This window comes from Halorussus ruber (genome assembly GCF_004765785.1).
GTDB classification, from domain to species: domain Archaea; phylum Halobacteriota; class Halobacteria; order Halobacteriales; family Haladaptataceae; genus Halorussus; species Halorussus ruber.
This window is the reverse complement of sequence record NZ_SBIT01000007.1, coordinates 99,078-123,880: the sequence shown is the minus strand read 5'-3', so window position 1 is coordinate 123,880 and position 24,803 is coordinate 99,078. Positions and strand designations below refer to the sequence as shown.

The window sequence follows — 24,803 nt, the reverse complement described above, 5'->3', positions numbered from 1 at the left end:
GTCCCACCGGTCTTGAGCGACCCCGAGCTACTGGCTCACGGACGCGTGTCGGACCGGTCGGGATGCCGTCAGGACTATGACGCAGAGTACAGCACAGCATAGGTTTCGCTTCTCCGCGGGATACGATAACTCGCGCGTCGGCGAGTCGTCCACGCCCCCGAATCACCGGGGCGGACCGGACGCTCACTCGGGGACGCAGGAAAACCCGCTTATGCGTCTTTAGTCGCCGATGTTATAAAAGCCTTCTCAAAATGAGCACACCCAAGCCCGTGGCGGTCGTTCGCCCCGACATGCGACTGACTCCCGAGCGCGTCGCCGACGAGTACGAGTGGGTCCGCGACCGGACCGACGTGGTAGTGCCCCTAATCAACGACGTGCGCGCCGACCTCGGTGACCTGTTCGACACCGAGGTCGCCCCCGTCTCCGAGGAGGCCTACCGCGAGGAGGTAGACCGACTCTTCGCGGACGGCGACCGGGCGGTCAACCTCGCCACGATGATTGCCCTCCTCCGAGAACTCGACGTGAAGGGCGACTATCCGGGATTCGTGGTGGACGAGATGCTGGGCCGCGAACTCGCGGGCACCATCGCCGGAACTCAACCCCTGCGCCTCCTCGGCGAGGCCACGTTCCACTACGCCGACGTGAGCGTTCACGCCGAGGAGGGCCGCGAAACCGCGGGGGCCGACGACCTCGACGCCGCGCTCGCCGCCGGGTTCCAGACCCGACTGCCCGGATGGGACTGGCAGGAGACCGAGAGTCCCTTCGCCATCGACCGGGCGTAGGGTGGCGACAGGGAGGAGCTCCGGCGATTCCGCCGAAATCGCCGGAGCGAAGTGAGTCGAGCGCGGGCCGAACAGACCACGGGTTACGGTCTGCTGACCAACCGCCAGCGAACGCTCGGCGAATCAACTGCCGGGTGGGATGAAGGGGCCGCCCGGTCGCGGTCACGCGAGGGAACCGAGCGTGACCTCGGGAGACGCGGATTGTCTCCCGGCGGGTCGAAGACCTGTGGTCGCCTCTGCGGGCCACTATTCGCGGGTCGGGCGGTGTCTCACCGAACGAAGTGAGGTCGTTCGAAAGGCGAAGCCTTTCGTGATCACGAAAATCTCCGATTTTCGGACGATGATGGCTCGGAAGACGCGGTTTGTCTTCCGGTGCGGAGAGGACCGCGAATATCCCGCAGAGGCGACCGCGACCGGGCGGGGGCTTTCTAAGCGTTCTTCTCCGCATCTCCGGTGTTCGTCTTTGTCGCTGTCTTCTCCCGGCACTTCATCTCATCACCTTCCAAGTCAACTCACGCGCTCTCGTCGGACACCTCGTCGCCCTCCCATCCTTCCACGTAAACACGCTCCTCGTCCGCACCCTGTTCGTCCAGATAGTCCTGCGTCTCGACCACCATCTCCGGCACGCCGCAGATGTAGAAATCTCGGTCGCCGAAGTCGTCCAGATGCTCTTCGAGGTGGTCCTGCACGTGGCCCTCCGGCCCGGACCACTCGTCGTCGGCCTCCGAGAGGACGTAGACGACTTCCAAATTGTCGTTCTGGGCTTCGAGCTGGTCGAGCGTCTCGCGGTAGAAGATGTGTTCCTCGTCCTTCTCGCCGAAGAAGAAGGTGGCCTGTCCGGACCCCTCCTCGACGTACTGCTTGACCATCGCAATCATCGGCGTGATGCCGGTCCCGGTCGAGACGAACGCCGCGTCTGAGTCGAGGTCTCGCAGGTAGAGATTTCCGCCCAACTCGTCGATTTCGATAGTGTCGCCCGGCGTTCGCTCGTGCATCCACGTCGAGGCGGTGCCGTCGGGGTAGCGCTTGATTGCGAGCGTGATTTTCCGGGTGCCGGGCAGGGCGGTCGAAGTGTAGGGCCGGACGACCTCGTCGCTGGACTCCTCATCATCAACGGCCGGACTCTCCTCCCGCGGGAAGTGGACGTGGGTGTGCTGGCCGGGGTCGAACTCGAAAGTGTAGTCGTCGGATTCGAGGACGAACTGCTTGACGTTCGGCGTCATCTGGTGGACCGACGTGACCGTGACCTCGTGGATGTCGCTCATGGAATCGAAGGGAGTACGCCGGGAAGCCGGATAACTCGGGTGGCCGCCGAACCGTTCCGATTTATCTGTCGCGGCCCTGACCGTCCACCCATGCAACCCGCCACGCTCTGCTACCTCCTGCGACCCGACGACGAGGAGGTCCTCCTCATCCGGAAGAAGCGCGGCCTCGGCGAGGGCAACTACCTCGGCCCCGGCGGCAAAGTCGAGGAGGACGAGACGCCCCGAGAGTGCGTCGTCCGCGAAGTCGAGGAGGAAATCGGCGTGACTCCTCGCGCCCCCGAGAAAGTCGGCGAGTTCGAGTTCGTCTTCGGCGAGTCGTCGGAGATGTTCGTCCACGTCTTCCGGGCCGAGGAGTTCGATGGAACTCCCGAGGAGTCCCCGGAGGCCGACCCCGAGTGGTTCGACTACGGCGCGCTCCCCTACGACCAGATGTGGGAGGACGACCGGTATTGGATGCCGCATCTCCTCGACGGCGAGACCTTCGCGGGCGAGTTCGTCTTCGGCGAGGATGGCGACGAGTTGCTGGAGTGGGAGGTCGAGACCGGCGTGCGAGAGGTGGACGCAGCTACGGAGTTCTGAATTCGTGGCTATCTCGCAGAGTCTCAAAGACGGAGAAGTGGTTCGAATCTACAAGGAACGATGAGCCGACTACTCGATAAGCTTCGCGGTAAGTAGGACAGTCGGGATGAGAACGGGAATCGTCAGTATCGCCCCACTAATGACCACGAAGGGCGCGACTCCGTTGACGGGATAGGTCAGAACGTCGACCGTGACCCAATCGACGACGTTCACCATGACCGAATACGAGACCGCCGCGAGCAATACGATGATGCTGAACGTGCCGACCGCGGTTCCTGCGACGCGGCGAGCAGACTTGTTGTCGCTTTCCGTTTCTCGCTGTACACTCATTCGCTGGGGGACACCATATAGTATTGTATACTGTGGACAATTTAAAAACGCTCGCATTCCGTCAAGTGCGACCAGCGAAGACCCCGTGACGAGTCAGCGAGCAACTGGGTTCGTCTTCGGAGAACGAGTTTTCGCCGCTTTCACTACATTTATCCAGTTCTATTCGCTTCGAGAGGGTAGTCCGCTCGTTACGCCCGAGTCTGGGGTCGCTCTCGAATCGGGGATTCGTCCACCGAACCACCCGACAGTATTGTTATATTTATCCAAGATTGTCTGGTTTTGAGTCGTCAGTACAACCCACGGCGAGGATTCGTCTGAATCCTTGCCATAGCTTCATCGCATTTAAGACCACATCGAAGAAACTCCTACCCAATGACCGACGACGAGCAGGAACTCGGCATCACCGAGCGCAAGGAGTACAGCCCCGGGGAGTGGTACGCAGAGGTCGTCAAGAAGGCCGAACTCGCCGACTACGCCCCTATGGGCGGGTTCATCGTCACCCGGCCCCGAGGGTACGCTCTCTGGGAAGGGATTCAGGACTATCTCGACGAGCGATTCAAGGATACCGGCGCGCAGAACGCCTACTTCCCCGCGCTCATCCCCGAGAGCTACCTCGAACGCGAGAGCGACATCGTGGAGGGCTTCGACCCCGAGGTCGCGTGGGTCACCCACGGCGGCCACGAGGAGCTAGAGGAACGGCTGGCCTTCCGACCCACCAGCGAGTCCATCATCACGCCGTTCATGAGCGAGTGGGTCCGGAGCCACCGCGACCTGCCCATGCGCCTCAACCAGTGGTGTAGCGTCATCCGGTGGGAGGCCACCGAGACCAAGCCGTTCTTCCGGACCAAGGAGTTCCTCTGGCAGGAGGGCCACACCGCCCACACGAGCGAGGACGAGGCGTGGGACGAGACGATGACTCGCCTCGACCAGTACGAGAGCCTCTACGAGGACGTGCTGGCCATCCCCGTCCTCCGGGGTCGCAAGCCCGAACACGACAAGTTCCCCGGCGCGCACACTACCACGACCGTCGAGGCGCTGATGCCCGACGGCAAGTCCGTGCAGGGCGGGACCTCCCACTACCTCGGGCAGGGCTTCGCCGAGGCCTACGACCTGACCTACACCGACGAGGACGAGGAGGAATCGGTCGCCCACACGACCTCGTGGGGCCTCTCGTGGCGCGCTATCGGCGCGCTCATCATGACCCACTCCGACGACCAAGGGTTCGTCTGTCCGCCCAAACTCGCGCCCGAGCAGGTCGTCATCGTCCCCATCTGGAACGAGGACAACCGCGAGGAGGTGCTGGACTACGCCGAGGACGTGACCGAGGACTTAGACGACGCCGGCGTCCGCGTCGAACTGGACGACCGCGACGAGCGCAACCCCGGCTTCAAGTTCAACGAGTGGGAGCTGAAGGGCGTCCCCGTTCGCATCGAAATCGGCCCCAACGAGGTCGAAGACGACGAGGTCACCGTGGTCCACCGCCCCGACGGCGAGGACACCGTGGTCGACCGCGAGGGCATCGGCGACACCATCCAGAGCCACTTCGACCAAGTCTACGCCAAGCTCTACGACGCCGCCAAGGAGAACCTCGAGGAGAACGTCCGCGAGGCCTACGAGACCTCTCAGATTCTGGGCACCATCGGCCAGCACGGCGGCTACGTGCAGGCCCCGTGGTGCGGCGACGAGGCCTGCGAGACGGTCGTCAAGGAGGAGATCGCGGCCGAAATCGTGATGGTCCCGATGGACCGCGACGAGGAACCCATCGGCGACGAGTGCGCGGTCTGCGGTGACAAGGCCTGCGAGACCGCGTACTACGCGAAGTCGTACTGAGAATCCGTCGTTTCGGGAGTTCTCTGTCGGCGGTTTCGGCGTCGGCTTTTCGTTCCTGGTGTCGTGTCTGTTCTCGATTTCCGAACCGGACCGTGAACCGAGAACAGTAGAGGAAGCTAGCTTCAGGCGTGAGCCAAGCCGTCTCTCGCAACCGCGCCGCGACCGCAGACCTCGCACGCCGATGGCGCGACACAGGGTCGCGCCGTGGGAGGCAACCTCCCACGAACCTTGCTTCGTCGTCCGAGAGCAACGCTCTCGTGATCACGAAAATCTCCGATTTTCGAACGACTACGCTCAGCAAGACGCCAGCGCGCGCCGGTTTTAGAGAATTGAAATTCGTTCTTTAAAGTATAATTAACTATCTTAAGGAAACGGTTAGTTATCTATTCGCCCTCGTGCGGAACAGACATCACGACCGCTTCGCCGGAGAGAATCTGCTCGGCGTCGCCGTCGGATGCCTCGCCCTCGGCCTCCGCAATCGTCTCGACGCGCAGGCGGTCGTCGCCGAGGTCCTCCTCGACGGTCACCGTCGCGGTCACGGTCTGGCCCGGTCGGACCGGGTTCTCGAAGTCGAGGTCTTGGGCGAGGTAGACGATGTCGCCCGGCAGGTCCGCCAAGGCGGCGCTGACGACGCCCGCCGAGAGCATCCCGTGGGCGACTCGGCCGCCGAAGAACGTCTCGGCGGCGTACTCCTCGTCGCGGTGGATGGGGTTGTCGTCGCCCGTGAGGTCGGCGTAGGCGTCGATGGTCTCCTCGGTGACTGTCAGGGTGGCTTCGGCGGTGTCGTCCACAGTTGCGACTGGCATACCTGAACGAGGCCGCGCCCGGCGAATCAATCCGCGGGTTAACATGTGAAACGGGGATTTCAAGGCGGGGTCGTCCGTGGGTTCAGCCATGCCTTACGCGGACAACGACGGGGTTTCTCTCTACTACGAGATTACCGACCCAGCGGAAGCGACCACCGACGAGGGCGACGCCGAAACCGTCGCGCTCGTGGAGGGACTGGGCTACGGCCGGTGGATGTGGCGCTGGCAGAAAGACCGACTCGCCGACGAGGGCTACCGCGTCGTCGTCTGGGACAACCGCGGCACCGGCGACTCGGACGAACCAGACGGCCCGTACACCGTCGAGGAGATGGCGAGCGACCTCGAAGCGGTCCTCGACGCGGTCGGCGCAGAAAGCGCCCACGTCGTCGGGGCGAGCATGGGCGGAATGATTGCCCAGCAGTACGCGCTGGACTACGACCGCGCCGAGAGCCTCGAACTCCTCTGCACCAGCCACGGCGGCGAGGAGGCCATCGACACCCCCGAGGAGACCCGAGCCCGGATGTTCGGCGCGCCGGACGACGCCGACGAGCGCGAGGCCATCCGGTACAAGATGAAGCCAGCGATGACCGACGAGTTCTGGGCCGAGAACGACGACCTGATTTCGGACATCGTGGACTGGCGACTCGACGGCGACGCCAGCGATTCGGCCCGCGAGGCGCAGGCCGCCGGAGTGATGCAGTTCGATTCGAGCGACCGCCTCGGCGACATCGAGATTCCGGTCCTCGTCGCCCACGGCACCGACGACACGGTCCTGCCGGTCGGGAACGCCGACCTCCTCTACCAGAAGCTTCCGAACGCCCAACTCGCCGTCTTCGAGGGCGGCCCGCACCTCTTTTTCGTCGAGCAGGCCGAGACGGTCAACGACCGCCTCGCGGAGTTCCTGAGCCATGTTTAGCCACGACGAACGACCCTACGACTGGGTCGGCGCGTGGAGCCAGAAGCGCGCCCGCCTCTCGCCCGACTCGGTCGGCCTCGTGGACGCCACGACCGGCGAGCGATTCACCTACGCCGAGTTAGACCGGCGAGCGAATCGGACCGCCCGACTCCTGCGGGAGTTCGGCGTCGAGCAGCGAGCGCAGGGCGAGGACGGCGAGCGCGTCGCGGTCCTCTCGCGCAACCGGCCGGAACTCGTGGACCTCTTTTTCGCCACCGCCAAGACCGGCGGCATCCTCGCGCCCCTCTCCCACCGCCTCGCGGCGGGCGAACTGGTCGAGATGCTCGACGACGTGGACCCGGCACTCCTCGTGGTCGAGGAGCCGTTCGCGGACCTCGCGGAAGACGTGCTGAACCACGAGCGCCGGAACTTCGACTGCTCGGTCCTGTCGCTCTCGACTCAAGACGGTGCAGACAGTTCCGACTGGGAAACGTGGGCCAGCGCGCTCCCCGACGACGACTCGCCGGTCGAGACCGCCGAGATTTCGATGGACGACCCCCACGTGTTCCTCCACACCGGCGGCTCGACCGGGATTCCCAAGGAGACGGTCCTGACTCACGGCTCGCTCCTCTGGAACTCGTTCAACACCATCACGGCGTGGGGCCTCCGACCGGAGGACGTGACCCCGATGGTGTTCCCGATGTTCCACACCGGCGGGTGGAACGTCCTCTCGGTTCCCCTCTTCCACCTCGGCGCGACGGTCGTCATCGCCCGCGAGTTCGACCCGAGCGAGGTCCTCCGCCTCGTGGAGTCGGAGGGCGCGACCGTCCTCGTGGCCGTCCCGGCGGTCCTCCGGATGATGGCGAACCACGACGACTGGGCGGACACCGACCTCTCGACGCTCCGATTCGCCAAGTCCGGCGGCGGCCCCTGCCGCGAGTCCGTCATGGAGGCGTGGTGGGATAGGGGCGTGGACCTCTCGCAGGGCTACGGCCTGACCGAGTGCGGCCCGAACAACTTCACCATGCCCGAGGGCTGGCCCCGCGAGAAGGCCGACAGCGTCGGCGTCCCGGTGATGCACGCCGACGCCAGAGTCGTGGACGACGACGGGACTGAACTCCCGCCCGACGAAATCGGCGAACTCGAACTGGCGAGTCCTCACGCCGCGGATCGCTACTGGCGCAACGACGAGGAGACCGAGGAGACGTTCGGAGGGGGATGGGTCTCGACCGGCGATCTGGCTCGCAAGGACGAGGAGGGCTACGTCTACATCGAGGGCCGGAAGAAGAACATGTACGTCTCGGGCGGCGAGAACGTCTATCCCGCCGCGGTCGAGGACCGAATCGCCGACCACCCCAAGGTCGAGGAGGTCGTCGTCGTGCCGGTCCCCGACGACCAGTGGGGGCAGGTCGGCAAGGCGGTCGTGCAGGGCGACGAGTCGCTGACCTTGGAGGAACTGACCGAGTTTTTGGACGGGAAACTCGCGCGGTTCAAGCGACCGCGCCACCTCGACTTCGTCGCGGAGATGCCGATGTCCGGCCCCTCGAAAATCGACCGGCAGGCCGTGAAATCGGAGTTCGGTGAGAAGTAGGAATCAAATTTAATTACCCAAACGTCTTACGAAAACTCATGGAAACCATCCCAATTTGCTGGGTTGACTACAAACGCGATTTTAACTGAGAGAAAGTTAAAACGCGTTATCCAGTCGATTTGCGAGTGTTTAAGACGATCTCTAGATCTAACTCCAGGTATAGCTGGCGTCGATTTTACTTCTACAAATTTATAATCTATGCCGTCCTCGTTAATTTCATATACTAGTAAATCAGGGCAACCGGATCTATCCAAGGCCCAAAGATGTGTGTTACCGAACTCAGTAGCAATTTTCGAAACTTCTTCATCTAATAACTGAATTAACCCGTTCAGTTCTTCACCTCTTTCGTGCATCTCTGTAAAAGTGCTAGAGGTATTATGGAGTCTTTTTACTTTAAATCCATTTTCCTTGTAGATGTTTGCGGCGATGCTTTCTGTTGTGGTCGGTGTCATATTTTCTAGACCTCCGATGTTTTCTATATCTTTAGGTGAGGAAACCTCACAGACCTCTCCAGTCGAGAAATCGTACTCTATAATCGAAAGCTCCTGTAGATCGTCCATATTCAACATGGAGATTATGAGAAGTAAAAACCAACGCTCACAAAATAAACTTTGATTGCGAATTAGATGATTTCGATCCGATTCTTTATTGCTCAGTATTGGATTCGCGGTTCAGTTCGGGGGTGTTCGGGTTGCGTTCGTAGGCTCGGATGTCGAGTTTGTCGCCCCACGCGAAGCCGAGAAACATCCCTGCGAGAACACCACCCGGCCCGAAGCTGAGGCCGATGGCACCACCGGCTATCAGCCCACCGATTGCCCGCGGGCCTGTCGGCGGTAGTTTTCGGCTCCCGCCGTCCGTAATCTCCTCCGACCCGTTAGTCATATTAGTCAATTTATCCTCGGAGTCCTTAAGTTTCTGGGTATGTCTTCTATTCTGTGCCACGACGACCGCGATGAGAATCACTAGAAGTTGTAACGACGCGAAAATCGGGTTTCCTTCGAGGAATGCGACAGCGGGTGTGACTGCGAGTTCCGAGGAAATTTGACCGAGTATCTTCGTTGCCGTACCGATAATCGGCGAAGCGATACGGTTGTACGTCCAGTTTCCGACGAACCAGATTGCTGTCGCAGCAACGAATCGGACGAGCGAGTGGCGTCTACCGAGCCACATTCTACCCGCCTCGTAGAGTCTCCCGAGGCCGTCACTCGCCGCCACTCCCGCCCTTCGGAAGGAATCGACCGACGCGCGAACGTCGAGGTCGTCCTGCTCGTCGTCTTCCTTCATCGCCTTCCTCCGGTCGAAACTGTCCAACACGCTCTCGACATGGGCTGGCTTTGTCTCGTCTTCCGGTAAAAAGTCGAGGAGGGCGGCCCGACGCTTATACGGAAAGGAGTGGTAACACCCAACATGGCTTCGATACTCACACGACTGGTGCGACTCGTCAGAATCGTAGACGACGTGCGGAGCGTCGTTCGGTCGCTCAAACTCCTGCGAAAACTGGTTCGGGGGCTTCGCGGTCGGCCGGGTTCGCTGGCGTAACCGGGAGCTTCAGCCGAGGAGTCGCTCCTTGGCGAACTGGACGAGGAGGGGAATGTCGTCGGTGTGCATTAGCTTCAGAATCTCCCGCGTACTTCCGGCGTTCGCGTCGCTCAGGGTCTCGGGGTTGAGGCGGTTGAGGTCCTCCATGAGGGTGTCGTAGCGCTCGTTGGGTGCGAGATAGAGCAGTTGGGTCATCAGTAGCCGGACTCGCATGTTCGGCGCGACTTGGTCGTGCCAGAGGTCGTCATAGATTGCCATCTTCTCGGCGGAGGTGTCGCGGTCGTTTGCCATGAAACACCGGTCGGCGGTGATGGCGGCCGCGCGGCCCGACTTCATGCAGGTGTGGATGCCCTCGCCCCAGAGCGGGTCGATTGTCGGGACCGTGTCACCGATTGCCATGAAGTTGTCGGTGCTGAAGCCGCTGGGCATCTGGATGTGGGCCGACCCGCGGTGCTGTTTGCCCTCGATGCGCTCGGCGGACTCGAATCGCGGGTCGTTGTCCAGCCAGTACTGGAGGTAGTCGTCGATGCCCATCCCGTCCTTGGCGTAGTCGCGGTGAGCCTCGTTCTGGATGTAGCAGAGGCCGACCTTCGCGGTGTCCTCGCCGGTGTGGAAAATCCACGAGTAGCCGCCCGGCGCGAGTTCGTGGTCGAGTCGGAGCATCATCGAGTCGGTGAGGTCGGCGTAGCCGTCCGCGTCGATGTCGATGCCCTCTAACTCGTACTCGACGCCGATGGCCTGATTCTCGCGCTCGAGGTCTGTCACGCCGAGTTTCTTCGCCAGCGGCGCGGCCGGGCCGGTCGCGTCCACGACGACGTCGGCGTAGACCTCCTGATTGCCGCCGTACTTGACGCCGACGATTTCGCCGTCGTCCGTGACGGGCTTCGAGACGCGAGCGTCGAACCAGTACTCGGCCCCGTCCTCGCGGGCGTCCTCCACGAGGAAGTTCTTGAAGTCGGCGAACTCCAGCACGGCACCGGGCTGTCGCCGGACGAAGTGTCGGTTCGGCGATTCCAGCACCACGTCGTCGGTGTAGTTCATCACCACATCGTCGGGAATCCCGAACGACCCCATCATCGACGGGAAGGTCCCCGCCGTCGATTTGTTCGACTGGCGCGGGAACTCGTCTTCGGACTCGGCCTCTAACACCAGCACGTCGTGGTCTCGCTGAGCCAAGTCCCGTGCGCACTGCGCCCCGGCCGGTCCGGCACCGGCAACGATTACGTCGAAGTGTTCAGACATAGAGTGGTTCCTCGGTGTCGGTAGAAGACGGCGTCTCGGCTACTGTCCCGAAGCCTCGAATCTGTCGGTCGTCGCCCCCGCGGTCGGCGTCGAACCGTTCGCTCGGCGTCGAGGCGGCCCCGTTTCCCGCCTCGCCCCCGACGACGGGACTGTCACCGGAGCGGGTCCGGTCAGTCGGCGAAGTAATCCCGCCGATGTCGTATTCGTCCGCAGTCATCTCTACTGCGTGTATTCACCTCTCCCATAAAAAACGGACGCAAACGCTCTCGCACGGGAATTCTGTTGGCGCGACGCGGGCAAAAGGCGAGACGTGTCAACCGAGCGTATTTTTGGGACGGCTCTTGCCTTCTCGGAGTCGCGGACGACCATTCGGGATTCGACCGGGGTGCAGTCGGCCGTCTCGGACTGGCCCGGGCGTCCTCGGTTTCGGATTCGACCGTCCTCGGTTCGGAGAACTTCAGCGGAGACGCCGCCGCGGCAATAAAGAAATTAAAATCTGTTCTCGAGCATTCTTTATGAATACTAGATCAATAGTAGTATTTCTTTTACGACGGTGGTCGGGCCTCGCGTCTACTCGGTCGTCGTATCCCGCTGGCCCGTCGTCCCCGATTCCGTCGTCCCTCGACCGGTCGTCGCCCCGTCGCGCGTCACGGTCGCAACCGTCTCGGTCTGGTCGCCCCGCGCGTGGACCACCTCGACGGTCCCCGGCACGCGGTCGCGGAACTGGAGGTCCGCCTCGTACCTGACGTTCGCAATACACTGGGCGCACACCGACGCAGTCGGCTCCGTGGTCCCGACGACCACCCGGAGGGTGTCCGCCGAGGAGACCGCCACCTCGGCCAACTCAGCGCCGTAGCAGGGGTTCGGCGCGCGGATGGCTCCCGACACGCCGACCGACTCCTCGGCGAACGAGACGCTGGCCTCGCTTTCCGACCCGCAGGACCCGGCGAGCGCGGTGAACGTCCGGTCGGTCACCTCCGGCGGACAGCCGATTTCGGTCGTGGTCGTCACGGACTCGACCTGCCCGTCTTCTGTGACCGCCACGTCGGTCTGCGAGTCGTTGCAGTCGAACTGCGCCCGCGGAATCTGGACGGGTTCGCTTGTGCCTCCGCCGGAACTGACCGCCAGCGCGTAGCTCGCGGGTTCGAGCAGTCGGAGTGTCAGATAGCCGTCCGCGGGGAACTCGATTTGTCGGTCTATCAGCGGGGATTCGGCGTCGCCCCAATCGCCCCGCGAGAGGAGAAGGCCGATGGTCCGCGCCGAGTTGCTGTCGTTCCACACCCGGACGGCGTGAGCCTTGTTGTTCTCCGGATTCCGGACGCCCTCGCGGGACCCGACCGAAATCGCGGCGAAGGGCCGCTCGGCCGACGAGTCGATGCCGGTGAACCCGTCGCTCTCGGTCGTGGTCGATGGGGTAGTGGTCCGGGTGCCCTGTCTCGCGCTCGCTCCTCGGCCCCCGACGAAGCCAGCTATCCCGGTCGCCCCCACGCCGACGGCGGCCAGCAGTTCCCGTCGATTCATGGAGTGAGCCACGACGTTTCCGCGGATAATTTTGGGGGCCGGGACGGGTACGAGCGGTCAACAGCTCCGTGGCGATAGGCCGAGTAACGAGGCTATGGCTCTCTCAGACCACGCGGAGGAAGTGGAACCGACGATACTCATCGGAGTCGGATTTCTCCTGTTCGTCTTTCCCGAGCCAGCGACTTCCACGCTCGGCATCGGCCTGATGTTACTCGGTATCGTGTGGTGGATTCAGTGGGCGTAGACGAGATAACAGGAGAAGCGAAACCGAGGTGAGACGAGAGCGAAAAACGGCCGAACCGAAATCAGGTTGTCAGTAGAACTCGCGGACGAGGTCCATCGCGCCCTCGGGGGCACCGTCCGGAATCTCGGCCATGTTCGAGTCCAGACCGTGGAGGTCCGAGTAGGGCACGCTCTCCTCGTTCTGGTAGAGGACGCCCTGATACTCCTTGTCGGCGTCGAGAATCTTCGTCTTGGCCGCCTCGCGGTCGGTCGGGTCGTGGTCGGTCTCGTCCAAGTCCACGATGGAGTCGCGGAAGTAGTCGTAGGTGTCCACGTCGTTGAACGTCACGCACGGGCTGAAGACGTTCACGAAGCCGAAGCCGTCGTGTTCGATGGCCTTCTGGACGATTTCGGTGTGGCGCTGGGCGTCCGTGGAGAACGACTGGGCGATGAAGCTCCCGCCCGCCGAGAGGGCGAGCGCGAGGGGGTTGACCGGCGGCTGTTTGGGACCCTCGGGGGTCGTGGAGGTCTCGAAGTCCTCGCGCGAGGTCGGCGAGGCCTGCCCCTTGGTCAGCCCGTAGATGCGGTTGTCCATGACGACGTAGGTCATGTCCACGTTCCGGCGGACCGCGTGGATGAAGTGACCCGCGCCGATGGAGTAGCCGTCGCCGTCGCCGCCCGCGACCATCACTTCGAGGTCGGGGTTGGCGAGTTTGACGCCCGTCCCGACGGGGAGGGCGCGACCGTGGACGCCGTGAAGCGCGTAGCTGTGCATGTAGGTGCCGATTTTGCCGGAACAGCCGATGCCCGCCACGACGAAGGTGTTGTCCGGGTCGTTGCCCGTGTTGGCCAGCGCCTTCATCATGCCGTTCATCGTGCCGAAGTCCCCGCATCCGGGGCACCACGTCGGCTGTTTGTCTGATTTGAAGTCTGTGAATCGTACGTCCGAACTCATGCTTTGACCTCCTCGCTCTGGAGCTTCTGCTTGATTTCGTCTGCCAGTTCGTCGGCCTTGAACCTGACGCCGTTGTACTTGTTGACGCGCTTGACGCGGGTCAGGGCGTCGTGTTCGAGGACGTCGGCGAACTGCCCCGTCTCGTTACATTCCACGACGATGACCTCGTCGGCCGCCTCAATGTCGTCGCTGAGGTCGGGGCGCGGGAAGATGTAGGGCACCGAGAGGAACCGCACGTCGATGTCGTCCTCTTCGAGGAAGTCCAGCGCCTCGCGCATCGCACCCTCGTTCGACCCCCACGAGATGACGAGGTTGTCCGAGTCGGGGTTGCCGAACTCGCGGGGACTCCAGTCTTCCTCTTCCTGTGCGGTCTCGACCTTCCGGTTGCGCTTGTCCACCTGCTCGATACGGACGTCGGTGTCCTCAGTCCGTCGGCCAAGCGAGTTGTGTTCGAGACCAGTGGACATGTGGGCGGCGTTCTCGGTGCCGGGGAGCGCGCGCGGACTGATGCCGTCGGCGGTCGGGAAGTGGGGCTGGAAGCGGTCACGCTCGTCGGTCCACGCCTCGACCTCGTCGTCGTCCACGATTTTCCCGCGGTCGATTTCGACCGCGTCCATGTCGAAGACCTCAGGCTCGAAGGTCTGCTCGGTGACGGCCATCGAGAGGTCCGCCAGCAGGAAGACCGGCGTCTGGTACTTCTCGGCGAGGTTGAACGCCTCGACGGTCTTCTGGAAACACTCGCCGACGTTGGTCGGCGCGACGACGAACCGCGGAATCTCGCCGTGGCCGCCGTAGAGGGTCATGTTGAGGTCGCCCTGCTCCTGCTTAGTCGGCATCCCGGTCGAGGGACCCGAGCGCATCACGTCGGCGATGACCAGCGGGGTCTCGCTGGTCGCCACGAGACCGAACGTCTCGGTCATCAGGTCGATGCCCGGCCCGGAGGTGGCTGTCATCGAACGCGCTCCGGCCCGCGCGGCACCGAGCGCCATGTTGATGGCCGAGAGTTCGTCCTCGGCCTGGACGACTTCGCCGCCGAACTGCTCGATGCGGCCCGTCAGGTACTCCATCACGTCGGTCGCGGGGGTGATGGGATAGCCAGCGTAGAAGCGGCATCCGGCCGCGATTGCGCCCATCCCGATGGCCTCGTCACCGTTCAGGAGGACGTAGTCGTTGTCCGTCGTGTCGAGGTCGTAGTCGAACTCGTGGTCGAACTCCTCGGCGACGAACTCCTGGCCCTTGCGGGCGGCCTCCTTGTTGTTCTCCACGATGGACTCGCCCTTCGCGCCGAACTTCTTCTCGAGAGCAGAGTCGAGATTCTCGATGGGGAAGTTCGTGACCTCGCAGGCCGCGCCGAGCGCGACGATGTTCTGCATGATGGCCCCACCCGCCTCCTCGGCGAGCCGCTGGAGGGGGACCGACAGCCCGGTCATCTCGCCCGGAATATCGACGTCCTGCATCTCCGTGCGCTCACCGTCGTAGATGATGACGGAGTCGTCGTGGAGTTCGTCGAGGTTCTCCTCGATGGTGCGCTCGGTCAGCGCGACGAGGATGTCGAGGCGGTCGACGACGCTCTCGACGCGGTCGGTCGCGCTCCGAATCTTGTAGGCGGTGTAACCGCCTCGGATTCGGGACGCGAAATCTTTCGACGTGAATACGTGTCGTCCTGCGCGGGAAAGCGCCTGTGCGAAAATTTTCCCGGTAGAGTCAATCCCATCGCCGGCCTCGCCGCCGATGGCCCAGTTCAGGTCGTCTGGCATTCCTAGGCGTGAGATAGCCCGTCCCAAATCAAAAGCCTTCTGAAGCGACCGCGGGGGGTTATAAACCCTGTAAAAATTGTCCCGCGTTTTTTGCCGGATTACACGCCGTCTCGGCCGTTTAAAATCGTGTTATTTTCGCCCAATCCGAGCGACTAGTCGTAGCGTCTTTACTCGCGCCCCGACAACCGAGGAGTATGGACGGAACCGAGGTCGCGGTTCGAGCGGTCGAGTCGGTCGGAACGGACACGATTGCGCTGACCCTGGAGACGCCGCCGGGCTTCGACGCCGAGCCGGGCCAGTTCGTGCAACTCGCCGCGACGGTGGACGGCGAGGAGGTCACGCGCCACTACACCCTCTCGTCGCCCGGTGTCTCCGCGAGCGAAGCAAGCGGAGGCTCGTCGGACGAGTCCGACGGTGCCGAGGAGACATTCGAGGTGACGGTCGAAATCGACCCCGAGGGGTCGCTCAGCCCCTACCTCGCGGACCTCGAACCCGGCGAGACAGTCGAAGTCGCCGGACCCTACGGCGATTCCTTCTACGAGGGCGAGGAGAGCGTCGTCGTCCTCGCTGGCGGGCCGGGCGTCGGCCCCGCGGTCGGCATCGGCGAGCGCGCCAGCGACGAGGGCGCGACCGTCACCGTGGTCTACGAGGACGCCGACCCCGCCCACGAGCAGCGCCTGACTGCCCTCGCCGCAGCGGGCGCGACGGTCGTGATTACCGACGACGTGAGCAACGAGGAGGTACTCGAAGTCCTCGCCGACGCGCAGGGCCAGACGTTCGTCTACGGCTTCGCTGACTTCCTCGACCGGGCGACCGCCGCGCTCGACGCGGTCAGCGTGGACGCCGACGAGGCCAAGACCGAGAACTTCGGTCCCGCGCCGGACTCGGAGTAGCCAAAAACCGCCGGTCGCTCAGTGTTCGACGAACTCGATTAGCACGCCGCCGGTCGATTTGGGGTGAAGGAAGGCGACGTCGTGGCCCCACGCGCCGGGCCGGGGTTCGTCGTCGATGAGTTCGACGCCGTGACTTCGGGCGGTGTCGAGAGCGGTCTCGATGTCGTCGGTTTCGAGGGCGACGTGGTGGATTCCCGGCCCGTTGCTGTCGAGGTACCGCTGGACGGTCCCGCCTTCGAGCGGTTCGAGCAGTTCGAAGTAACTGTCGCCGAATTCGAGGAAGAGGACTCGCAGGCCGTCGAACTCCTCTTCGTGGGCGATAGGTGCGTCGAAGAGGTCAGCGTACAACTCGGCGAGGTCCGCGGCGTCGTCGGTTGCGATTCCGACGTGGTCGATGTGCATGCGCGGGGGTTCGGTCGTGTGGAGTATAATTTCGGCGGTCCCGCCGTCTCGGTATTTCTGGTGCGTCCGGCCGTCGAGCGACCCGCTAAAGAACGAGATACAATTTCATAGCAAATATTTTGGTTTCTTTAATAATTTAGAACAATTGTAGAACGCGACACGCCTGCCGGAACTCCGACCGCCGACGCCGAGTCGCCTCGCTACTTGCCGCGCAGACAGCACTTTTCACGGAACCGGTCCAACCTCGAAGCCATGAACCCGACCGACCTCAGGGACGCGATTCCCGCGCTCGACGGCACGACCTACATGAACACCGGAGCCTCGGGACCGAGTCCGACTCGCGTCGTCGAGGCCGTCGAGGAGTGCGTCGAGCGCCACGAGTACGACGCGCCCGCCGAGGAGGGGATGTACTCCTGCGCGTTCGGCGTCTTCGACGAGACGCGCGAGACGCTCGCGGGCCACTTCGGCGTGGACGCGAGCGAAATCGCGCTGACCCAGAGTACCACCGACGGCATCAATCGCGTCGCGGCCGCGCTCGACTGGGAACCCGGCGACACCGTGGTCCGGACCGACCTCGAACACTCCTCGGGCATCCTGCCGTGGAAGCGCCTGAAGCGCCACGGCGTCGAGGTCGAGGTGGTCGAGACCGAGGAGGGCCGCCTCGACATGGACGCGATGGCCGACGCGGTACAGGACGCCAAACTCGTCTGCATGAGTTCGCTGACGTGGACTCACGGCACGCGCCTCCCGGTCGAGGAGGTCTCGGAAATCGCCCACGACGCTGGCGCGCTCGTCCTCGCCGACGCCGTGCAGTCGCCCGGCCAGATGCCCCTCGACCTCTCGGAGTGGGGCGCGGACTTCGCGGCGGGCGCGGGCCACAAGTGGCTCCTCGGCCCCTTCGGCGCGGGGTTCGTCCACGTCAGCCCCGGCGCGGAGGACCTCCTCGAACCGGCCCACATCGGCTACCGGAGCGTCGAGGACCCCAACGCCGAGGAGTACGCCTACGAACCCGGCGCGCACCGACTGGAGGTCGGCACCGTCTCGCCCGCGCCCTACGCTGGACTCGCCGAGGCCATCCGAACCATCGAGGACGTGGGCTACGACGCGATTCAGCGCCGAATCGAGAACCTGACCGACCGACTCAAGGTGGGCATCGCGGACGCCGAGTCTGCTCGGCTGCTGAGTCCCCGCGAGTACGAGTCGGGCCTCGTCACGTTCGCCGTGGACGACCCTAATCCCGAGGCGTTCGTGGAGGAGTTGGCCGACGACGGGATTCAGATTCGGGCGCTTCCCTACCCCGAGAACGCGGTCCGGGCGTCGATTCACGTCTTCAATACCGAGGACGACGTGGACGAACTAGCCGGGTATCTGTGAAAGCTCGACTACTGAAATACTGTGTTACCCGGCCGATTCCGGGCAACCGGGAACATTCGTCGGGACGATACTCGTTCGGACCTATTCAGCATCCGGCACGATACGGAGCGCACGTCGTATTGTCGAACGGAACCACAAAGAACATACTCTGATTCACCTCCAAAATAATCTAAACAAAGTGCGCATAAATATTTTACTAACTATTATTTATGATATAATTAAGTGGGGGCTGTTATGCGGAGTCCAGTTATCGAACAGTCGTGCCGGAAAACAGCGAACCACGGTCAGACCGCCGCGCCGGACTTGTACTCCTCGGACACGTCGCGGAAGACGTCGCAGATTTTGCCGACCGTCGTTTGACTCACTAACACTCGAGGCGAAGTGGGCGAACTGGTCAGTCGGCTCTGAGAAGAAGCAAGAACGGAACGCTGATTCGGGGACCGCTTAGGCGCTCGCCATCGTCCGGCAACTCTCGGCGCACTCCCGAAGCACCTCGGCGCAGACCTGACAGTTGTCGGGTCGTGCTGTTCGCACTCGTCGGGAACCCTCGCGCGAGGTTCTCGAAACCCCGAAAAGACTGTTACAGCTGGAGGGTGTACACGCTCTAATGACCGAACTCGACGACACGGACACCGAAATCCTCCAACTGCTGATGGAGGACGCCCGGCGCTCCTACAAGGAAATCGGCGAGGAGGTGGGCCTGTCGGCCCCGAGCGTCTCGAACCGCGTCGAGCGACTCGAAGAACTCGGCGTGATTCGGGGGTTCACGCTGGACTTGGACCGCTCGGTGCTGGCGACCGGCGACGAAGTAGTCCTCGAAATCGACGCCCGGCCGGGGAGCGGCGACGAGGTGGCCGAGACGCTCCGGGAGTTCGACTTCGTGGAACACGTCGTCCGGGCCATCGACCCGCGAATCGTCGCCTACGGCCACATGGACGACCGGGAACTCCGCCACCTCTTCGAGGAGGCCCTCGACCCTGACTCCCTCGAAGACTACGCGATTCGGAAGGTGGCCGAGTCGTCGTGGCAACCGAACGTGGACGGCGCGGACCTCGCGCTCGAATGCGCCGAGTGCGGCAAGCCGGTTCACGAGGGCGGCGTCACCGTCGAGATGGACGACCGGCGCTACCACATGTGTTGCACGTCCTGCGAGTCGCTGTTTCGGGAGCGATACGAGGAACTGAAAGAGGCGGCCTGAAAGACTGGAAAGAGTTCGAGTTTACACCGCCGCGCCGGGCCGGTACTCGCCGAAGGTGTCGCGGAAGACGCCGCAGATTTCGCCGACCGTCGCGTAGGCCTTCACCGCGTCGATGATGCGCTCTTGTTCCCGCTCTCTTCGGTGGAGGGCACCAGCGCCTCATCCTCCCCAACTTTCTTGTTCGCTCACTTCAGTCGTTCAACCGGGCAGATTATTCTCGCCTTTGATATGATTAGTATAAGCTAGGCAGAAAGTTTATAGTATGGGGGTGGCAAGGTGTAAATTGCGATGGGATACGTAGAAGAATACAGTACTGGAAGTCTTTCATCGAATGAGTATCGCAATTTGAGTATTTATGAATACCCCAATACTAGTGTACAGGATTCGCTGTGCGAAAAAAGCGCTAAGAAAAACGACGTGTACCTAGGTTTGAAGGGGATGGCCGACCAACTAGTGAATAATGGGATAATTGACTACGCGGAAATACTCATCGATTACAGTCACCCGCACATTGACGGTAATGGTGCAAAGGACTACAGAACCAATTTCCGAAGTTGGCTTGATAATCAGGGCATTTCATGGAACGGCGTCCATTTCCTCGCAGCCGCAGGGTTTGCCTCGGGGAATGCGGAAGTACCAACGTCAGAAAGTGGAAGCGCACTCGTGAACGACCGGTGTACAATTCTGGGTTGCGGCTCCATTCGACCGTGGATTCGAAATGCTTCGTCGCACGAGGCATTACACACCATTATCGACTCCGATAACACTGCGGTCAGAAAGATGTCTGAGCACTATAATAATGGAGGCCACAGACAGCACGACCTCGGTACTATTCTGAGTGGAGCCGGTGACTCAAGTCCTCTCTGTACGAGCTATGAAGACACTCACGGACGTCACGACGGTGAGTTAAATGACGGCTGTGCAACAGACTACCCTAATGTTTCTGGTGTCTACAACGAAACGCTGACTTCTTGTACGAAAACGGGTGTCAAAGAAACTATTAACACTCTTAAGTAATAAAATGGACAACAACAATCGCAAAGATGAAGCAGAGACGGATAGTTTGACAAGTCGGCGAAGCTTCCTTAAGACGGCCGGAGCAGCAGCCGGTCCAGTCGTCTTCAGTGAAACTGTTCGCTCCGAATCTAACGGTGGTAAGCCGCTTGTCTTAGAAGTAAAGACGGGGTATAGACTTCCAGACGGAATACCAAACGGTGACGATCTCATCCCGCCGCTCAGTGCGACGTGTTCACCTCCTTCCTATCACGTCGGGGGCAACCGTCTCCAACTGACTCCCACTGCTTCCAAACAAGAAGTAAAAATAGTCGAAGATAGGAATGTAGTCGTGATATCTGATGGTATTAAGCCTTTCTCTCGAAAAATGTGGGGAGAAACGGAGAAATACCTTCGTCTGAATCCAGAACTTGGAGCGCGACAGGTGGATTCTCTCACCTTGGATAGAGAAATACGGAGCCCAGCGGTTCAACTCAGAAAAAGCGGGGATGGCATCGTATTGAACGAGTCGGCCAATATCGGAACGCAACAGGCGAACAGTCATCGCTTCCGCAGTAAGGCGGCGAAATTAACCGCGCAACGATTAATGGATGCAGACTCAACTAGACAACATAGCGGCGTGCCGTCTTCCGGTGAATCCCCGCCAACAGAACCGGTGCATTTCGAGGTTGATGCAGTTCCGGAGGTTCATGTGCGAAATCATGGAAGACTTGAGATCGAGAAGCTATTGATAGGGGACGTAGCACAGGAATAGCAACGAGATTTCGCACAGAACTCCTTTCGTTCAAGTCGGCTTTTTCTTCCGAAACTAGCCTTTACTACACAGTTTAGAAGGCAGAGCAACTTACAATTTACCCCCGGTCATACTGTCCCGAAGGTCCAAGAACAGCGAAATCGTCACAACACCGATTCCGAACGCCAACTGGAAGAGATGCGGACTAAGACCACTTAAACACGGACTTACATCCAAGCACGCTGGTCTTGGACGAAGACCGAGAAAAATAGTCGTGGCGAATCCGATAACGACTCCGACTGAACCGAGTCTGGCTGACCACTCATCCATACGTGTGGCTCGGAATAGCTGTAATACTAGGAAAACGGCAAGAATTGCATAGGTTCCAAGTATCAGGAACAGATAGTTGCCTTGGCCGACAAAACTCCACGTGCCGATATACATGACCGTGAGTGCAACGCTCACACAGAGACACAAGAAAATCAAAGATTCCGTACTTCGATGTGCTAATCGTTCGTTTATCCACATACAATAAGTGATTAGATTTTCCCTGTGAATAAATCTTCCTCTACGAAAAGCTTACAATTAAAATACTGCTGTGAAATATAATATGTTTATTTTCCCATAGTAGGGATAACAAAGACGAACTCCAAGTAGGTCGGAGTTTGTCCGAGAAGGTGATAGCCAGACCGGGGAACTAAGTCACTACACCGCCGCGCCGGGCCGGTACTCGCCGAAGGTGTCGCGGAAGACGCCGCAGATTTCGCCGACCGTCGCGTAGGCCTTCACCGCGTCGATGATGTAGGGCAGCAGGTTCTCGTCGCCCTCGGCGGCCTCGCGGAGCGCGTCGAGTTTGGCCTCGACCTCCTCGTCGTCGCGGTCGTCCTTGACCGCGTTCAGGCGGTCTATCTGCTTCTGTTCTTCCTCCTCGGTGACCTCCTGAATGTCCACCTCGGGCTCCTCGTCGACCTCGAACTCGTTGACGCCGACGATGATGCGCTCTTTCTCCTCGATTTCGCGCTGGCGCTCGTAGGCCACGTCCTGAATCTGTCGCTGGACCCACTGGTCCTCGATGGCCTGCAACATGCCGCCCTTCTCGTCGACCGTGTCGAGGATGTCGAAGGCCTCGTCCTCGACGTCGTCGGTCAGGCTCTCGATGTAGTAGCTCCCGGCGAGGGGGTCGATGGTGTCGGCCGCGCCCGACTCGTGGGCCAGAATCTGCTGGGTCCGGAGGGCGGTCCGGACGCTCTCCTCGGTCGGGAGCGCGAGGGCTTCGTCCTTCCCGTTGGTGTGGAGGCTCTGGGTGCCGCCCAGCACCGCGGCGAGGGCCTGATACGCGACTCGGACGATGTTGTTGTCCACTTGCTGGGCGGTCAGGGTCGACCCCGCGGTCTGGGTGTGGAACTTGAGTTGCTTGGACTTGGGGTTCTGGGCGTCGAATCGCTCCTCCATGATTTTGGCCCACATCCGGCGGGCCGCGCGGAATTTGGCGACCTCTTCGAGGATGTTGTTGTGCGCGTTGAAGAAGAACGAGAGTTGGGGCGCGAAGTCGTCCACGTCGAGTCCGGCGTCCATCGCGGCCTCGACGTACTCGATGCCGTTCCCGAGCGTGAACGCGAGTTCCTGTGCCGCGGTCGCTCCGGCCTCGCGGATGTGGTACCCCGAGATGGAGATGGTGTTGAACTTCGGGGTCTCGTCGGCGCAGAACTCGAAGATGTCGGTGATGATGCGCATCGAGGGTTCCGGCGGGTAGATGTAGGTGTTTCGCGCGACGTACTCCTTCAGGAGGTCGTTCTGGATGGTGCCCCGAAGCTCCTCCCTGTCGACGCCCTGCTTGTCGCCGACCGCGATGTACATCGCCAGCAGGACCGAGGCTGGCGCGTTGATTGTCATCGACGTGCTGACCTCGTCCAGCGGAATCCCGTCGAAGACCGTCTCCATGTCGTGGAGCGAGTCGATGGCGACGCCGGACTTGCCGACCTCGCCCGCCGCCATGTCGGCGTCGGAGTCGTAGCCCATCTGGGTCGGCAGGTCGAACGCCATCGAGAGGCCCGACGACCCGTTCTCGATGAGGTACTCGAATCGCTCGTTGGTCTCCTCGGGCGTGCCGAACCCGGCGTACTGGCGCATGGTCCAGAGCCGCCCGCGGTGCATCGTGGAGTACACCCCGCGCGTGTAGGGTTCCTCGCCGGGGAAGCCGAGGTCCTCGTCGTAGTCCAAGTCCGCCACGTCGTTGGGCGTGTAGATGCGGTCTACCTCTTGGCCGCCCGTGTCGGTCGTGAACTCCTCTTTGCGCTCGCCGAAGCGCTCGACGGTGGGGCCGACGGTCTCCTCGTCCCACTCCTCGCGGGCCTCGCGTATCTCCTCGAGGTCGTCCGAGTCAAACATTACGTAGGCGGACGGGCGGGTTTGTCTTAACAATTGGCGGATTGCTTCTGACGCCGGGGACCCCTCGCGCCACACCTTTTTATCTTCAGACGGCCAACTCTCTCCCATGTACGTCCGGGACGCGAAAAACAGGGAAGAGGTCTGGCTGCTGGACCACATCGAGGCGATGGGTCTCGACGAAACCGCGTTCCGCTCCCGCGACTACGTGGTCGCCATCGACGAGACCTCGGGCCAGAAGGCGGGGTTCGGCCGCATCCGCATCCACAAGACCGACGAGGAGGAACTGTGCGAACTCACCAGCATCGGGGTGCTGGAGTCGTGGCGCGGACAGGGGGTCGGCGCGCACGTCGTGGAGCGACTGGTCGAGCAGGCCCGCGACCAGGGGTTCGAGGTGGTGTACGCGCTGACGAGCGCGACCGACTACCTCGCGCAGTTCGGCTTCCGCGGGGTCGAGAGCAGCGACCTGCCCGAGCGACTCCGCGAACGCCTCGAAACCAAGCGCGAGGAGTTAGACCCCGACGCGGTCGGCATGGCGCTGAGCGTAGAGCGGTTCGTGATGCCCGACCGCCTCCGCGAGCGGTTCAAGAGCGCCCAGCCCCACGAGGAGGAACCCGAACCCGAGGAGTCGGCCGAGGACTTCGGCATCGACCCGAACAGCGCGACCTACAAGTACGATACCGGGTAGTTTAGCCCACGTCTCGGTCAGAACGACCAACGGACATCCATATCCTTGGTCCAGTACTCGTTGTAACGCCACATGAGACTCAAGTCTCCAGTCTTCTCGAACTCGAGAGAGTCGCCGACTGACACCTCGTCGTCGGGTGCTTTCTCGGTCAGTTCGTACCACGGGTAGGTCGAAATCTCCTCGTTGTGGAGTCGGCGCACTTCGAGTTGACGGGCCGGTATCGACTCACCCTCCGTGTGGCTGACAACTGCGACCTTCTCGGCTGGCCGGTAATCGAGGTCGAACGTGGCGTTGGGCTTGTCAGGAATAGTCGGCGGTTCGCGTTTGGCATCGCCGACTGTCTCGATTTCTTCCTCCGACGAAGTCGAGATGCGGAGTCGCCCGGTCGAGAAACTGTAGCTTCCATCGAGGAGTCCGGATATTTTCACGCAGTCCCCGCGCTGGAACCAGTCTTCGTTGAATTCCTTCCATCCCGGCGCTGTTGTTTCAGCCAATCCCGTTCCGTCGTGGAGCACCATGTTACCGTCAATGAACTTGACGACGACGCCTCTGACAGAGACATCGATGTTCCGGTCAGGGTCTATCTCGTCCTGTAGCGTCGCAAATTCGTCCTCGCCCGGTTCGCATTTCGTAGCGAGAAGCCCCATACAACCGCTCGTGGACATCGCCAAACCGACGCTAGCCAGTACATCTCGGCGCTTCATGTCCGCTACGTTACAACCAGCCGAAAAAATGGTATCGATTTGACCGACGAACAAAACCAAAAATCGCAAATTCCTCCGACAACCGAACGTCGTCCACG

General features: G+C 61.8%; 26 protein-coding genes and 1 pseudogene. 13 read left to right on the top strand and 14 right to left on the bottom strand.

Features of this window, described 5'->3' with window-relative positions:
- Nucleotides 1-290: 290 nt before the first annotated feature.
- Nucleotides 291-782, top strand: a complete 492-nt coding sequence (locus tag EPL01_RS11930) for a DUF7984 family protein (RefSeq protein WP_135825695.1) — start codon at nucleotides 291-293, stop codon at nucleotides 780-782.
- Between the two features lie 512 nt (nucleotides 783-1,294).
- Here EPL01_RS11930 and EPL01_RS11925 read toward each other — a convergent pair.
- Nucleotides 1,295-2,047, bottom strand: a complete 753-nt coding sequence (locus tag EPL01_RS11925) for a ferredoxin--NADP reductase (RefSeq protein WP_168215894.1) — start codon at nucleotides 2,045-2,047, stop codon at nucleotides 1,295-1,297.
- Nucleotides 2,048-2,137: 90 nt separating this feature from the next.
- On the opposite strand from EPL01_RS11925, the gene EPL01_RS11920 reads away from it, so the two are divergent.
- Complete coding sequence (locus tag EPL01_RS11920; RefSeq protein WP_135825496.1) at nucleotides 2,138-2,626, top strand: 8-oxo-dGTP diphosphatase; 489 nt, start codon at nucleotides 2,138-2,140, stop codon at nucleotides 2,624-2,626.
- A gap of 69 nt (nucleotides 2,627-2,695) precedes the next feature.
- Here the strand turns inward: EPL01_RS11920 and EPL01_RS11915 are convergent, their stop codons facing one another.
- Nucleotides 2,696-2,956, bottom strand: a complete 261-nt coding sequence (locus EPL01_RS11915; RefSeq protein WP_210424135.1) for a hypothetical protein — start codon at nucleotides 2,954-2,956, stop codon at nucleotides 2,696-2,698.
- 372 nt (nucleotides 2,957-3,328) lie between these two features.
- On the opposite strand from EPL01_RS11915, the gene proS reads away from it, so the two are divergent.
- Complete coding sequence (proS, locus tag EPL01_RS11910; RefSeq protein WP_135825495.1) at nucleotides 3,329-4,786, top strand: proline--tRNA ligase; 1,458 nt, start codon at nucleotides 3,329-3,331, stop codon at nucleotides 4,784-4,786.
- Nucleotides 4,787-5,169: 383 nt separating this feature from the next.
- Here the strand turns inward: proS and EPL01_RS11905 are convergent, their stop codons facing one another.
- Nucleotides 5,170-5,592, bottom strand: a complete 423-nt coding sequence (locus EPL01_RS11905) for a MaoC family dehydratase (RefSeq protein WP_135825494.1) — start codon at nucleotides 5,590-5,592, stop codon at nucleotides 5,170-5,172.
- An 88-nt stretch (nucleotides 5,593-5,680) separates the two neighbouring features.
- Between EPL01_RS11905 and EPL01_RS11900 the strand changes: the two genes are divergently transcribed.
- Together EPL01_RS11900 and EPL01_RS11895 are read left to right on the top strand one after the other, a co-directional pair.
- On the top strand, nucleotides 5,681-6,508 hold the full coding sequence (locus EPL01_RS11900) for an alpha/beta fold hydrolase (RefSeq protein ID WP_135825493.1): 828 nt from the start codon (nucleotides 5,681-5,683) through the stop codon (nucleotides 6,506-6,508).
- Nucleotides 6,501-8,078, top strand: a complete 1,578-nt coding sequence (locus EPL01_RS11895; RefSeq protein ID WP_135825492.1) for an AMP-binding protein — start codon at nucleotides 6,501-6,503, stop codon at nucleotides 8,076-8,078. The genes EPL01_RS11900 and EPL01_RS11895 overlap by 8 nt, the downstream gene beginning before the upstream one ends.
- 26 nt (nucleotides 8,079-8,104) lie before the next feature.
- Here EPL01_RS11895 and EPL01_RS11890 read toward each other — a convergent pair whose 3' ends face one another.
- Both EPL01_RS11890 and EPL01_RS11885 read right to left on the bottom strand, forming a co-directional pair.
- Entirely contained in the window at nucleotides 8,105-8,638 is a 534-nt protein-coding gene (locus tag EPL01_RS11890; RefSeq protein ID WP_168215893.1) for a VRR-NUC domain-containing protein, read from the bottom strand.
- A gap of 85 nt (nucleotides 8,639-8,723) precedes the next feature.
- A complete protein-coding gene (locus tag EPL01_RS11885) occupies nucleotides 8,724-9,362 on the bottom strand; it encodes a hypothetical protein (RefSeq protein WP_135825490.1) in 639 nt (212 codons plus the stop codon).
- A gap of 123 nt (nucleotides 9,363-9,485) precedes the next feature.
- Here EPL01_RS11885 and EPL01_RS22490 point away from each other — a divergent pair, with 123 nt between their 5' ends.
- On the top strand, nucleotides 9,486-9,617 hold the full coding sequence (locus EPL01_RS22490; protein WP_281275367.1) for a hypothetical protein: 132 nt from the start codon (nucleotides 9,486-9,488) through the stop codon (nucleotides 9,615-9,617).
- A 9-nt stretch (nucleotides 9,618-9,626) separates the two neighbouring features.
- Here the strand turns inward: EPL01_RS22490 and EPL01_RS11880 are convergent, their stop codons facing one another.
- The 3 genes from EPL01_RS11880 to EPL01_RS11870 all read right to left on the bottom strand — a co-directional run bounded on the left by EPL01_RS11880 (nucleotide 9,627) and on the right by EPL01_RS11870 (nucleotide 12,380).
- Nucleotides 9,627-10,859: a digeranylgeranylglycerophospholipid reductase gene (locus EPL01_RS11880; RefSeq protein ID WP_135825489.1), complete on the bottom strand. Its 1,233-nt coding sequence runs from the start codon at nucleotides 10,857-10,859 to the stop codon at nucleotides 9,627-9,629.
- Nucleotides 10,852-11,076: a hypothetical protein gene (locus EPL01_RS11875; RefSeq protein ID WP_135825488.1), complete on the bottom strand. Its 225-nt coding sequence runs from the start codon at nucleotides 11,074-11,076 to the stop codon at nucleotides 10,852-10,854. Before EPL01_RS11875 ends, EPL01_RS11880 begins: the two co-directional genes overlap by 8 nt.
- 353 nt (nucleotides 11,077-11,429) lie before the next feature.
- Nucleotides 11,430-12,380 (bottom strand): hypothetical protein, encoded by a 951-nt coding sequence (locus EPL01_RS11870; RefSeq protein WP_135825487.1) that lies wholly within the window; start codon nucleotides 12,378-12,380, stop codon nucleotides 11,430-11,432.
- A gap of 94 nt (nucleotides 12,381-12,474) precedes the next feature.
- Between EPL01_RS11870 and EPL01_RS21655 the strand changes: the two genes are divergently transcribed.
- Nucleotides 12,475-12,624, top strand: coding sequence for a hypothetical protein (locus EPL01_RS21655; RefSeq protein WP_168215892.1), 150 nt, complete (start codon nucleotides 12,475-12,477; stop codon nucleotides 12,622-12,624).
- 69 nt (nucleotides 12,625-12,693) lie between these two features.
- Here EPL01_RS21655 and EPL01_RS11865 read toward each other — a convergent pair whose 3' ends face one another.
- A complete protein-coding gene (locus EPL01_RS11865) occupies nucleotides 12,694-13,557 on the bottom strand; it encodes a 2-oxoacid:ferredoxin oxidoreductase subunit beta (protein WP_135825486.1) in 864 nt (287 codons plus the stop codon).
- Entirely contained in the window at nucleotides 13,554-15,314 is a 1,761-nt protein-coding gene (locus EPL01_RS11860; protein WP_135825485.1) for a 2-oxoacid:acceptor oxidoreductase subunit alpha, read from the bottom strand. The genes EPL01_RS11865 and EPL01_RS11860 overlap by 4 nt, the downstream gene beginning before the upstream one ends.
- 194 nt (nucleotides 15,315-15,508) lie before the next feature.
- Here EPL01_RS11860 and EPL01_RS11855 point away from each other — a divergent pair, with 194 nt between their 5' ends.
- The gene (locus tag EPL01_RS11855; protein WP_135825484.1) at nucleotides 15,509-16,207 is read left to right on the top strand and encodes an FAD-dependent oxidoreductase; all 699 of its coding nucleotides are present in this window, start codon (nucleotides 15,509-15,511) and stop codon (nucleotides 16,205-16,207) included.
- An 18-nt stretch (nucleotides 16,208-16,225) separates the two neighbouring features.
- Here EPL01_RS11855 and mce read toward each other — a convergent pair whose 3' ends face one another.
- Nucleotides 16,226-16,609 carry a methylmalonyl-CoA epimerase gene (mce, locus tag EPL01_RS11850; RefSeq protein ID WP_135825483.1) on the bottom strand — a complete coding sequence of 128 codons (384 nt, stop codon included), beginning with the start codon at nucleotides 16,607-16,609 and terminating at the stop codon, nucleotides 16,226-16,228.
- Between the two features lie 252 nt (nucleotides 16,610-16,861).
- Between mce and EPL01_RS11845 the strand changes: the two genes are divergently transcribed.
- A complete protein-coding gene (locus tag EPL01_RS11845; protein ID WP_135825482.1) occupies nucleotides 16,862-17,983 on the top strand; it encodes an aminotransferase class V-fold PLP-dependent enzyme in 1,122 nt (373 codons plus the stop codon).
- 444 nt (nucleotides 17,984-18,427) lie between these two features.
- Here the strand turns inward: EPL01_RS11845 and EPL01_RS11840 are convergent.
- A pseudogene (locus EPL01_RS11840) lies at nucleotides 18,428-18,522 on the bottom strand (four-helix bundle copper-binding protein); the annotation flags it as partial.
- Nucleotides 18,523-18,590: 68 nt separating this feature from the next.
- On the opposite strand from EPL01_RS11840, the gene EPL01_RS11835 reads away from it, so the two are divergent.
- The 3 genes from EPL01_RS11835 to EPL01_RS11825 all read left to right on the top strand — a co-directional run bounded on the left by EPL01_RS11835 (nucleotide 18,591) and on the right by EPL01_RS11825 (nucleotide 20,949).
- Nucleotides 18,591-19,181: an AsnC family transcriptional regulator gene (locus tag EPL01_RS11835; protein WP_135825481.1), complete on the top strand. Its 591-nt coding sequence runs from the start codon at nucleotides 18,591-18,593 to the stop codon at nucleotides 19,179-19,181.
- A 288-nt stretch (nucleotides 19,182-19,469) separates the two neighbouring features.
- The gene (locus EPL01_RS11830) at nucleotides 19,470-20,198 is read left to right on the top strand and encodes a hypothetical protein (RefSeq protein WP_135825480.1); all 729 of its coding nucleotides are present in this window, start codon (nucleotides 19,470-19,472) and stop codon (nucleotides 20,196-20,198) included.
- A 4-nt stretch (nucleotides 20,199-20,202) separates the two neighbouring features.
- Nucleotides 20,203-20,949: a twin-arginine translocation signal domain-containing protein gene (locus EPL01_RS11825; RefSeq protein ID WP_135825479.1), complete on the top strand. Its 747-nt coding sequence runs from the start codon at nucleotides 20,203-20,205 to the stop codon at nucleotides 20,947-20,949.
- A 684-nt stretch (nucleotides 20,950-21,633) separates the two neighbouring features.
- Here the strand turns inward: EPL01_RS11825 and EPL01_RS11820 are convergent.
- Entirely contained in the window at nucleotides 21,634-23,316 is a 1,683-nt protein-coding gene (locus tag EPL01_RS11820) for an acyl-CoA mutase large subunit family protein (RefSeq protein WP_135825478.1), read from the bottom strand.
- A 106-nt stretch (nucleotides 23,317-23,422) separates the two neighbouring features.
- Here EPL01_RS11820 and EPL01_RS11815 point away from each other — a divergent pair, with 106 nt between their 5' ends.
- The gene (locus EPL01_RS11815) at nucleotides 23,423-24,001 is read left to right on the top strand and encodes a GNAT family N-acetyltransferase (RefSeq protein ID WP_135825477.1); all 579 of its coding nucleotides are present in this window, start codon (nucleotides 23,423-23,425) and stop codon (nucleotides 23,999-24,001) included.
- 17 nt (nucleotides 24,002-24,018) lie between these two features.
- Here the strand turns inward: EPL01_RS11815 and EPL01_RS11810 are convergent, their stop codons facing one another.
- Entirely contained in the window at nucleotides 24,019-24,705 is a 687-nt protein-coding gene (locus EPL01_RS11810; RefSeq protein ID WP_246045686.1) for a hypothetical protein, read from the bottom strand.
- Between the last annotated feature and the right edge of the window lie 98 nt (nucleotides 24,706-24,803).